We start from the raw sequence: 11,134 nt of genomic DNA, 5'->3' as shown, positions 1-11,134 counted from the left end.
TGAACCGGGTGCGGCAGCAGGTGATCCAGTTGCTGCACGGGTATCAGGGTAAGGAGCCGGCGGCGGCGGGGGGCCCGCAGGAGTCGGCGCCGTCGACGTCGCTGGTGCTGGACCAGTTCGGGCGGAATCTGACCCAGGCGGCGCGTGAGGGCAAGCTCGACCCGGTGATCGGCCGGGACAAGGAGATCGAGCGGGTCATGCAGGTGTTGTCGCGCCGGACGAAGAACAACCCGGTGCTGGTGGGTGAGCCGGGTGTGGGCAAGACCGCGGTGGTGGAGGGGCTGTCGCAGAAGATCGTCAAGGGTGAGGTGCCCGAGACGCTGAAGGACAAGCAGCTGTACACCCTGGATCTGGGTGCGCTGGTCGCGGGGTCGCGGTATCGGGGTGATTTCGAAGAGCGGCTGAAGAAGGTGCTCAAGGAGATCCGTACCCGGGGCGACATCATCTTGTTCATCGACGAGCTGCACACGCTGGTCGGTGCGGGCGCGGCCGAGGGCGCGATCGACGCGGCGAGCATTTTGAAGCCGATGCTGGCCCGTGGTGAGCTGCAGACGATCGGCGCGACGACGCTGGATGAGTATCGCAAGCATCTGGAGAAGGACGCGGCGTTGGAGCGGCGGTTCCAGCCGATTCAGGTGGCCGAGCCGTCGTTGTCGCACACGATCGAGATTTTGAAGGGGCTGCGGGATCGGTACGAGGCGCATCATCGGGTGTCGATCACCGATGGGGCGTTGGTGGCGGCCGCCACCTTGGCCGACCGGTATATCAGTGACCGGTTCCTGCCGGACAAGGCGATCGATCTGATCGATGAGGCGGGGTCGCGGATGCGGATCCGGCGGATGACGGCGCCGCCGGATCTGCGGGAGTACGACGAGAAGATCGCGAATGTGCGGCGGGAGAAGGAGTCGGCGATCGATGCGCAGGACTTCGAGAAGGCCGCGGCGTTGCGTGATCAGGAAAAGCAGTTGCAGCTGAAGCGGGAGCGGCGGGAGAAGGAGTGGAAGGCCGGCGACATGGATGTCGTGGCCGAGGTGACCGAGGAGCTGATCGCTGAGGTTCTGGCCACCGCCACGGGTATCCCGGTGTTCAAGCTGACCGAGGAGGAGTCGCAGCGGCTGCTGCGGATGGAAGATGAGCTGCACAAGCGGATCATCGGCCAGGATGATGCGATCAAGGGGTTGTCGCGGTCGATCCGGCGTACTCGTGCGGGGTTGAAGGACCCGAGAAGGCCGGGTGGGTCGTTCATCTTCGCGGGCCCGTCGGGTGTGGGGAAGACCGAGTTGTCCAAGGCGCTGGCGGAGTTCCTGTTCGGGGACGAGGACGCGCTGATCATGCTGGACATGTCGGAGTTCATGGAGAAGCACACCGTTTCGCGGTTGTTCGGCTCTCCGCCCGGTTATGTCGGGTATGAGGAGGGTGGTCAGCTGACCGAGAAGGTGCGGCGCAAGCCGTTCTCGGTGGTGCTGTTCGACGAGATCGAGAAGGCCCACCCGGACATCTTCAACTCGTTGTTGCAGATTCTGGAGGACGGCCGGCTGACCGACGCGCAGGGCCGGGTGGTGGACTTCAAGAACACCGTCATCATCATGACGACCAACCTCGGCACCCGCGACATCTCCAAGGGTGTCGCCCTCGGCTTCGCGAAGTCCAACGACGAGGAGAGCACGTACGAGCGGATGAAGGTGAAGGTGCAGGAGGAGCTCAAGCAGCACTTCCGGCCCGAGTTCCTCAACCGCGTCGACGACATCGTGGTCTTCCACCAGCTCACGCCCAAGGAGATCATCCAGATCGTGGACCTGATGCTCGCCCAGGTGGCCGAGCGTCTCAAGGACCGCGACATGGGCCTGGAGGTGTCCCCCGCGGCCAAGCAGGTGCTGGCCGACCGCGGGTACGACCCGGTCATGGGCGCCCGACCGCTGCGCCGTACGATCCAGCGGGAGCTGGAGGACACGCTGTCGGAGAAGATCCTCTACGGCGAGCTGCGGCCCGGCCAGGTCGTCAAGATCGACATCGAGGGTGAGGGCGACGCCGCGAAGTTCACCTTCGCCGGGGAGGCCGCACCGGCCGCCGTCGCCGCGCCGACCACCACCGCGTCGAACGGCTGATCCCGGCGGATGGCCGGCCAGCAGGCGTTCTGGATCGACGGGCGATCCGACCGCGAGCGCGCCCGCTACAGCGGCGTCAGCCACTACACGGAGCGGGTGTGGGAGAGCATCGGCGAGTTCGAGGGGGTGTGGGGTGACATCGCCCCGGTCGCGTTCGCGTGCGCGGCCTGGCGGATCGCCACCCCGCCCCTGACCTCGCCGGGGTTCGTGCGCTGGCATCGGCGGATCCTGTCGGCCACCTGTGAGCGCAACGGCTGGGACGGGTCGCTGACGGCGCGAGTCACGATCGTCTCCCCGCCGCCGGCCGCGCTGACGGTGTCGCGTGACTGGTGGCGCGACCGCGGCTGGCGGGGCTGGCCGGAGATCTTCGGCCAGTTCGTCGAGCCCGCCGAGCAGGACCTCGCGAAGATCCCCTACCTGCGTCCGACCCTGATGGTGGACGCCCCGGTGCCGCTGGACGACCTGCCCGCCGCGCCGGAAGGACCCGCGCACGACCTGGCCGAGACGGCACACCGGGCGCTCACGGTCCTCGTACGCGAGTTGAACGACCTCCTGGCCCCCGTCATCGCCCACCTCGAACAACCCCCCCGCTAACCCCCCACCCCCTCGCCGTGATCTTGTAGTTTGTCGCAGCGGGTGCCTCCCACCTGGGCATCCATCCTCCGTGATCATGCACGATTTCGTCGGCCGTCTGGCTGACCAGGGGCGTAGCCGTTCGTGATCATGCAATTGCATGATCGCGAACGATGAATGCCCAGGCCGGAAGGGCTGCTGGTGATTATTTGCATGATCACGGACGGTTTCCCCGCAGGTCACGGCCTCGGCTGCGACTAACTACAAGATCACGGCCTGGGGTGGGGGCCTTGACATGGGGGGTGGGCGGCCTCAATCTGTTGCGCATAGTGCTATGTGTTTCGTCTTGCACAACCAGCGCAGATTCGAGGGAAAGAGGCCATGGCGCACGAAGTCCGTGGGGTCGTCGCGAGGGGCAAGGGGCAGCCGGTCAGTCTGGAGACGATCGTCGTCCCCGATCCGGGCCCGGGTGAGGCGCTCGTCGCCGTGCGGGCCTGCGGGGTGTGCCACACCGATCTGCACTACCGCGAGGGCGGCATCAACGACGACTTCCCGTTCCTCCTCGGGCACGAGGCGGCCGGCGTGGTCGAGGCCGTCGGCGAGGGGGTGACCGACGTCGCCCCCGGCGACTTCGTCATCCTCAACTGGCGCGCCGTCTGCGGCGCCTGCCGGGCCTGCCTGCGCGGACGCCCCCAGTACTGCTTCGCCACCCACAACGCCACCCAGAAGATGACGCTGGCCGACGGCACCCCGCTGTCCCCGGCGCTCGGGATCGGCGCGTTCGCGGACAAGACGCTGGTGGCGGCCGGTCAGTGCACGAAGGTCGACCCGAGCGCGTCGCCGGTCGCGGTCGGCCTGCTCGGCTGCGGCGTCATGGCGGGCCTCGGCGCGGCCATCAACACCGGCGGCGTGACCCGCGGCGACTCGGTCGCCGTCATCGGCTGCGGCGGCGTGGGCGACGCGGCCATCGCGGGCGCCCACCTGGCCGGGGCGACCAGGATCATCGCCGTTGACGTGGACGACACCAAGCTCGACTGGGCCCGCCGTTTCGGCGCCACCCACACCGTCAACTCCCGCGAGACCGACCCGGTTGAGGCCATCCGCGAGCTGACCGGCGGGTTCGGCGCCGACGTCGTGATCGAGGCGGTGGGCCGCCCCGAGACGTACAAGCAGGCGTTCTACGCCCGCGACCTGGCCGGGACCGTCGTGCTGGTCGGCGTGCCGACCCCGGAGATGACGCTGGAACTGCCGCTGCTCGACGTCTTCGGCCGTGGCGGCGCGCTGAAGTCCTCCTGGTACGGCGACTGCCTGCCCAGCCGCGACTTCCCCATGCTCGTGTCCCTCTACCAGCAGGGCAGGCTCGACCTGGACGCGTTCGTCACCGAGACGATCGCGCTCGAGGACGTCGAGGCGGCCTTCGAGAAGATGCACCACGGCGAGGTGCTGCGCTCCGTCGTGGTCCTGTGACCGGTCTCCCCCTGATCACCTCGATCCCCGACGTGCGACGTACGACCTTCAGGAGCCACCAGTGAGCACCACGAGCCTGCCCCCGAGCCTGATGGCCACGCTGCCGGGCGAGCACTACACCGACCCCGGGGTCTTCGCGTCGGAGCAGAAGCGCATCTTCGAGTCGATGTGGTTCTGCGCGGTCCTGGCCGCCGACCTGCCCAAGCCGGGGTCGTTCAGGACCGTCCAGGTCGGCACCGAGAGCATCCTGATCACGCGGGCGCGGGACAACTCGATCCGCGCGTTCTACAACGTCTGCCGCCACCGCGGCGCCCGGATCAGCACGGAGGAGTGCGGCGAGGTCAAGCGGGCCTTCCAGTGCCCCTACCACGCCTGGACGTACGACCTGGAGGGCAAGCTCATCGCGGCCCCCAACCTCACCAAGATGCCCGACCTCGACCGGGTCGAGTACGGCCTGGTCAACGTGGCGGTGCGCGAGTGGCTGGGCTACGTGTGGGTGTGCCTCGCCGACGAGCCGCCCTCGTTCGAGGACACCGTGCTCGGCGAGGTGCGTACGCGCCTGGGCGACGTGGCGTCCCTGGACAACTACGACGTCGCCAACCTGGCGCTCGGCCGCCGGATCGTGTACGACGTGAAGGCCAACTGGAAGCTCATCGTCGAGAACTTCATGGAGTGCTACCACTGCGCGACGATCCACCCCGAGCTGACCGAGGTGCTGCCGGAGTTCGCCGACGGCTACGCGGCGCAGTACTACGTGGGCCACGGCGCGCTGTTCGGCGAGGACATCCAGGGGTTCACGGTGGACGGCTCCGAGGGGCTCGACCGTATCCCCACTATCAGCGCGGACCAGGACCGACGCTACTATGCCATCACTATCAAGCCGCAGGTGTTCGTCAACATGGTGCCCGACCATGTGATCATCCATCGGATGTTCCCACTCGCGGTGGACCGGACGGTGGTGGAATGCGACTGGCTGTATCTGCCGGAGGTGGTGGCAGAGGGCAGGGACATCAGCCGGTCCGTGGAGTTGTTCCACCGGGTCAACGAGCAGGACTTCGAGGCCTGCGAGCGCACCCAGCCCTCGATGAGCTCCCGTACGTATGCCAAGGGCGGGGTGCTGGTGCCAAGTGAGCACCACATCGGCCTGTTCCATGATTGGGTGCGCGGCAGGCTCGGCGAGTGAGGTCGCCGGGCTGGTGAAGTGAGGTTGGAGGAGATGCGGGGTGACGCGTAGGGCGCCTCGGGAGGACGTCGGAGACGAGGGGCTGGAGGTCGGTTCGCCCAAGAGCTGGGCGGGCGGGATCCCGGCGGTCGGTCACGCGCTGGGCACGGCGTACCGCCAGATGGGCGCGGGGCGGACGCTGCTGACTCTGTTGCGGGTCAACCAGAAGACCGGCTTCGACTGCCCAGGGTGCGCCTGGCCGGAGGGCGAAGGACACCGCAGTCCCGCGGAGTTCTGCGAGAACGGCGCGAAGGCGGTGGCCGAGGAGGCGACGGTCCGCCGGGTCACCCGCGACTTCTTCGCCGAGTATCCGGTGGACGAGCTGGCCCGGCGCAGCGACTATTGGCTGGGTCAGCAGGGCCGGCTCACCGAGCCGATGTACAAGCCGGCCGGCTCCGACCGTTACGAGCCGATCTCTTGGGAGGACGCCTTCGGCGTCGTCGCTCGTGAGCTGCGCGCGCTCGACGACCCCGACCAGGCCGTCTTCTACACCTCGGGCCGTACGTCCAACGAGGCCGCCTTCGCCTACCAGCTCCTCGTCCGCAGGTTCGGCACCAACAACCTGCCCGACTGCTCCAACATGTGCCACGAGTCGAGTGGTTCGGCGCTGACCGAGACGCTCGGCATCGGCAAGGGCACGGTGTCGCTGGAGGACCTGCACCGGGCCGACCTGGTCTTCGTGGTGGGCCAGAACCCGGGCACAAACCATCCGCGCATGCTCACCGCGCTGGAACGCGCCAAGCGGGGCGGCGCGCGGATCGTGGCGGTCAACCCGCTGCCGGAGGCCGGGCTGCTGCGGTTCAAGAACCCGCAGAAGGCCTCCGGTCTCGCCGGGACCGGGACGGCGCTGTCCGACCGGTTCCTGCAGATCCGCCTCGGGGGCGACCTGGCGCTGTTCCAGGCGCTGTCGCTGCTCCTGCTGGAGGCCGAGGACGCCGCGCCCGGCACGGTGGTGGACCGCGAGTTCGTCGAGGCGCACACGCACGGCTTCGACGCCTGGGAGCAGCACGTACGCGGGCTCGACTGGCCCGAGGTGCTGGAGGCGACCGGGCTGACCCGCGCCGAGATCGAGGAGACGGCCCGCGACGTGCTGGCCGCCCGCTCGGTCGTGGTCTGCTGGGCGATGGGCCTCACCCAGCACCGCAAGTCGGTGCCGACGATCAGGGAGATCGTCAACTTCCTGCTGCTGCGGGGCAACGTCGGGCGTCCCGGCGCGGGCGTGTGTCCCGTACGCGGGCACTCCAACGTGCAGGGCGACCGGACGATGGGCATCTACGAGAAGCCCAAGCCGGAGTTCCTCGACGCGCTGGCCGCGGAGTTCGGCTTCGCGCCGCCGCGCGAGCACGGCCACGACACCGTGGAGGCCATCCGGGCCATGCGGGACGGGCAGGCCCGGGTGTTCTTCGCCATGGGCGGCAACTTCGTCTCGGCGACGCCGGACACGGCGGCGACCGAGGCGGCCCTGCGCCGCTGCCGGCTCACGGTGCAGGTGTCGACCAAGCTGAACCGGTCGCACGGCGTGTGCGGCGAGCAGGCGCTGATCCTGCCCACGCTCGGCCGTACGGAGCGGGACGTCCAGGCCGGTGGCGAGCAGTTCGTCACGGTGGAGGACTCGATGGGCATGGTGCACGCCTCGCGCGGCCGGCTGAGCCCCGCGTCGGACACGCTGCTGTCGGAGGTGGCGATCGTGAGCCGGCTGGCCCGCGAGCTGTTCGGCGACGACCCGCACGTGCCGTGGGCGGAGTTCGAGGCGGGCTACGACGCGATCAGGGAGCGCATCGAGCGGGTCGTGCCCGGGTTCGACGACTTCAACGCGAGGGTGCGCGGGTCTGGCGGCTTCGCGCTGCCGAACGCGCCGCGCGACGAGCGCCGTTTCCCCACGGCCACGGGGAAGGCGAACTTCACGGTGAACCCGCTGGAGGTGCTGCGGGTGCCGCCGGGCCGTCTCGTGCTGCAGACGATCCGCAGCCACGACCAGTACAACACGACGATCTACGGCCTGAACGACCGCTACCGCGGCATCAAGAACGGGCGGCGGGTGATCTTCGTCCACGCCGACGACCTGGCCGAGCGCGGGCTGGCGGACGGCGACATGCTCGACATCATCAGCGAGTGGGCGGACGGCGAGCGCGTGGCCGAGGGGTTCCGCGCGGTCGCCTATCCGACGGCGCGGGGCTGCTGCGCGGCGTACTTCCCCGAGACGAACGTGCTGGTGCCCCTGGACTCGGTGGCGGAGACGTCGAACACGCCGACGTCCAAGAGCGTCGTCGTACGGCTGCGCCGCGCGGCGGCACCGGCCGTGGAAGCCGGCGGGGGAGAGGAAGGCTAGCCGCCGAGGCGGTGACTGATCTCCTCGGCTCCCTTGACGAGGACGGGGGCCAGTTCGCGCATGCGGCTTTCGCTGAACCGGTAGGCGGGCCCGGACGCGCTGACCGCCGCCACGACCTCTCCCCTGAAGGAGCGGACGGGGGCGGCGAGCGCGTTCAGGCCCGCCTCCAGTTCTTCGAGCGTGAGCGCGTAGCCGTGCTCGCGCACCTCCGCCAGTTCGCGTTCGAGGTCCTCCACGGAGGTCACCGTGCTGGGGGTGTAGCGCTGGAGGCCCGCGGCGCGCAGCAGGTCGTCGCGGCGCTGCCGGTCCACGTGCGCGAGCAGGACCTTGCCGCTCGACGTCGCGTGCAGGGGGGTGAGCTGGCCCACCCAGTTGTGGGCGGTGACGGCGGAGGGGCCGCGCACCTGGTCGAGGTTGACCGCGTAGTGCGAGCGCAGGACGGCGATGTTCACGGTCTCGCCGATCTCCTCGGCCAGCCGCCGGCAGACGGGCCTGCTCTGCTGGGTGAGGTCCATCCGCGTGGAGACGCTGCCGGCGAGCCGGACGAGCCCGAAGCCGAGGCGATACTTGCCGCGGTCCTCGGTCTGCTCGACGAGGCCGCGCGCCTCCAGGGCGCCCAGCAGCCGGAACGCGGTCGACTTGTGCACCTCGATCTCGGCCGCGATCTCGGTGACTCCCGCCTGCCCGCGATCGGCCAGGATCTCCATGATGCTGATCGCCCGGTCCACGGACTGCACGCCGCCGCCGCTGGCCTCGGTTCTGCCGGAAGCGTCGTTGCTCATAGCCGGACTGTAGCGCTTGAGCCTCCACGCCGCCCGGCCCACGGAAGCGGCCCTTCCGCGCGGACGCCGCACACCCGGGAAGGTGCGGTTTCGTGCCGTCTTTGACGCTTGACACCCGCGATATGACACGTCACGCTTGTTGCGTTAAACGCATAATGTTGCAAATTGCGCAACAGAATATGCAGCAACGGAGGTGGGTATGACGGGCCCGCGCGTCGTCATCATCGGAGCAGGCGTCGTCGGTGCGGCACTCGCCGACGAGCTGTCGGCCCGAGGCTGGACGGACGTCACCGTGGTCGACCAGGGCCCGGTGCCCGCGACCGGTGGCTCCTCCTCGCACGCGCCGGGACTGGTCTTCCAGATCAACGGCTCGAAGACCATGACCGAGATGGCGCGCTACACCGTCGAGAAGTTCAGCTCGCTCGACCTCGACGGCGAGCCCTGCTTCCTCCAGGTCGGCGGCCTGGAGGTCGCGACCACTCCCGAGCGGCTCGCCGAACTGCACCGCAGGCACGGCTGGGCCACCTCCTGGGGCGTCGAGTCGCACCTGCTCACCCCCGCGGAATGCGCCGGCCTCTTTCCACTGCTCGACCCCGGCGCCGTGCTCGGCGGCCTGCACATTCCCACCGACGGCATCGCCAAGGCCGTACGCGCGGTCGAAGCGCAGCTCAGGCGGGCGCGGTCCCGCGGCGTACGGGTGCTGGAGCGGCACGAGGTGCTCGACGTCCGCACCGAGGACGGCCGGGTGACCGGGGTGGTGACCGACCAGGGTGAGATCGCCGCCGACGTCGTGGTCTGCTGCGCCGGCATCTGGGGGCCGAAGGTCGCCGGCATGGCCGGGATGCCGCTGCCGCTGACCCCGCTCGCGCACCAGCTCGCCTGGACCGGCCAGGTGCCCGATCTCGCCGGGCGTGAGGAGGAGGCGACGCTGCCGATCCTGCGGCACCAGGACGCCGACCTCTACTACCGCCAGCGGTTCGACGGCGTCGGCATCGGCTACTACGGCCACCGCCCGATGCCGGTCAGGGCAGAGGACCTGCTGCCGGTGGACGAGGCCGAGGTCATGCCGTCGGTCCTGACGTTCACGCCGGAGGACTTCGAGGACGCCTGGACCGAGACCCGGCGGCTGCTGCCCGGCACCGGAGCCGCGAAGATCGACGAGGGCATCAACGGCGTCTTCTCCTTCACCCAAGATCACATGCCGCTCCTGGGCGAGTCGTCGGAGGTCAAGGGCTTCTGGGTCGCCGAGGCGGTCTGGGTGACCCACTCCGCGGGCGTGGGCAGGGCGATGGCCGAGTGGCTGGTCGACGGCCACTGCTCGTCGTTCGACCTGCACGAGTGCGACGTCAACCGGTTCGAGCCGCACCAGCTCGCGCCCGACTACGTGCTGGCCCGCGACTGCCGGAACTTCGTCGAGGTCTACGACATCATCCACCCGCTCCAGCCGATGGAGGAGCCCCGGCCGCTCCGCCTCAGCCCCTTCCACACCCGCCAGCGCGAGCTGGACGCCTTCTTCCTGGAGGCCGTCGGCTACGAACGGCCGCAGTGGTACGGCGCGAACGCCCGCCTGCTGGAGGGCCGCGACATCCCCACGCCGGGCGACTGGGCGGCGCGCTACTGGTCCCCGATCGTCGGCGCGGAGGCCCAGGCGACCCGCGAGTCCGTCGCGCTGTACGACATGACCGCGCTGAAGCGGCTGGAGGTCGCGGGCCCCGGCGCGCTCGCCTTCCTGCAGCGGCTGACGACCGGCCAGATGGACAAGTCGGTCGGATCGGTGACCTACTGCCTGCTGCTCGACACCGACGGCGGCATCCGCAGCGACGTGACCGTCGCCCGGCTTGGCCGCGACGTGTTCCAGGTCGGCGCCAACGGCAACCTCGACCTCGACTGGCTCCACCGCCACCTGCCCGCGGACGGCTCGGTCATGGTCCGCGACATCACGGCGGGCACCTGCTGCCTCGGCGTCTGGGGCCCGCGCGCCCGCGACCTCGTCCAGCCGCTGACCGACGCCGACTTCTCCAACCAGGGTTTCCGCTACTTCCGCGCGAAGAAGGCGTACATCGGCACGGTGCCGGTCACCGCGCTGCGGCTGTCGTACGTCGGGGAGCTGGGCTGGGAGCTCTACACCACCGCCGACCTGGGCGCCAAGCTGTGGGACACGCTCTGGGAGGCCGGGCAGCGGCACGGGATCATCGCCGGTGGGCGCGGCGCCTTCGCGAGCCTGCGGCTGGAGAAGGGCTACCGGTCCTTCGGCACCGACATGACCTTCGAGCACGACCCGTACGAGGCCGGGCTCGGGTTCGCGGTGAAGCTCGACAAGGGCGACTTCATCGGCCGTGAGGCGCTGGAGCGGCGCAAGGAGAACACGCGCCGCCGCCTCGCCTGCCTGACCGTCGACGACCCTGCCCAGGTGGTGATGGGCAAGGAGCCGGTGTACGACGGCGGCAGCGCCGTCGGCTACGTCACCAGCGCGGCCTTCGGCTACACGATCGGCAAGGGCATCGCGTACGCCTGGCTGCCCGCCGAGCTCGCCACGCCGGGACGCACGCTGGAGATCGGTTACTTCGACCGGCGGGTGACCGCCGTGGTCGCCGAGGAGCCACTGTTCGACCCCGCCATGGAACGGCTGCGCAGCTAGTGAGGACTGAAGTGAACG

Annotated in this window: 7 protein-coding genes; 6 read left to right on the top strand and 1 reads right to left on the bottom strand. The window is 69.6% G+C overall.

Annotation, left to right across the window (positions count from 1 at the left end):
• The 5 genes from HHX31_RS23125 to HHX31_RS23105 form a co-directional block, all read left to right on the top strand.
• Nucleotides 1-2,105 (top strand): ATP-dependent Clp protease ATP-binding subunit (locus tag HHX31_RS23125; protein WP_169950421.1); only part of this gene is annotated, 2,105 nt, incomplete at its 5' end.
• 9 nt (nt 2,106-2,114) lie between these two features.
• On the top strand, nt 2,115-2,699 hold the full coding sequence (locus tag HHX31_RS23120) for a hypothetical protein (protein WP_169950420.1): 585 nt from the start codon (nt 2,115-2,117) through the stop codon (nt 2,697-2,699).
• A gap of 360 nt (nt 2,700-3,059) precedes the next feature.
• Nucleotides 3,060-4,145 (top strand): S-(hydroxymethyl)mycothiol dehydrogenase, encoded by a 1,086-nt coding sequence (locus HHX31_RS23115; RefSeq protein ID WP_169950419.1) that lies wholly within the window; start codon nt 3,060-3,062, stop codon nt 4,143-4,145.
• 91 nt (nt 4,146-4,236) lie between these two features.
• Nucleotides 4,237-5,328, top strand: a complete 1,092-nt coding sequence (locus tag HHX31_RS23110) for an aromatic ring-hydroxylating dioxygenase subunit alpha (protein ID WP_211590220.1) — start codon at nt 4,237-4,239, stop codon at nt 5,326-5,328.
• A 40-nt stretch (nt 5,329-5,368) separates the two neighbouring features.
• Nucleotides 5,369-7,696 carry an FdhF/YdeP family oxidoreductase gene (locus tag HHX31_RS23105; protein ID WP_169950417.1) on the top strand — a complete coding sequence of 776 codons (2,328 nt, stop codon included), beginning with the start codon at nt 5,369-5,371 and terminating at the stop codon, nt 7,694-7,696.
• Here HHX31_RS23105 and HHX31_RS23100 read toward each other — a convergent pair.
• Entirely contained in the window at nt 7,693-8,478 is a 786-nt protein-coding gene (locus HHX31_RS23100; RefSeq protein ID WP_211590181.1) for an IclR family transcriptional regulator, read from the bottom strand. The two genes, HHX31_RS23105 and HHX31_RS23100, sit on opposite strands and share 4 nt — an antisense overlap.
• A 199-nt stretch (nt 8,479-8,677) precedes the next feature.
• Between HHX31_RS23100 and HHX31_RS23095 the strand changes: the two genes are divergently transcribed.
• The gene (locus tag HHX31_RS23095; protein ID WP_169950416.1) at nt 8,678-11,116 is read left to right on the top strand and encodes an FAD-dependent oxidoreductase; all 2,439 of its coding nucleotides are present in this window, start codon (nt 8,678-8,680) and stop codon (nt 11,114-11,116) included.
• The last annotated feature ends 18 nt before the right edge of the window (nt 11,117-11,134 follow it).

It is taken from the genome of Microbispora sp. H11081, from assembly GCF_012999535.1.
Taxonomy (GTDB): domain Bacteria; phylum Actinomycetota; class Actinomycetes; order Streptosporangiales; family Streptosporangiaceae; genus Microbispora.
Note: the sequence above shows the minus strand (reverse complement) of the source record. Positions and strands in the feature narration are given on the sequence as shown.

Bases quoted from the DNA above. Each gene is read 5' to 3' on its own strand.
- HHX31_RS23120 (WP_169950420.1), top strand. From the start codon at position 2,115: ATGGCCGGCCAGCAGGCGTTCTGGATCGACGGGCGATCCGACCGCGAG.
- HHX31_RS23115 (WP_169950419.1), top strand. From the start codon at position 3,060: ATGGCGCACGAAGTCCGTGGGGTCGTCGCGAGGGGCAAGGGGCAGCCG.
- HHX31_RS23110 (WP_211590220.1), top strand. From the start codon at position 4,237: ATGGCCACGCTGCCGGGCGAGCACTACACCGACCCCGGGGTCTTCGCG.
- HHX31_RS23100 (WP_211590181.1), bottom strand. From the start codon at position 8,478: ATGAGCAACGACGCTTCCGGCAGAACCGAGGCCAGCGGCGGCGGCGTG.
- HHX31_RS23095 (WP_169950416.1), top strand. From the start codon at position 8,678: ATGACGGGCCCGCGCGTCGTCATCATCGGAGCAGGCGTCGTCGGTGCG.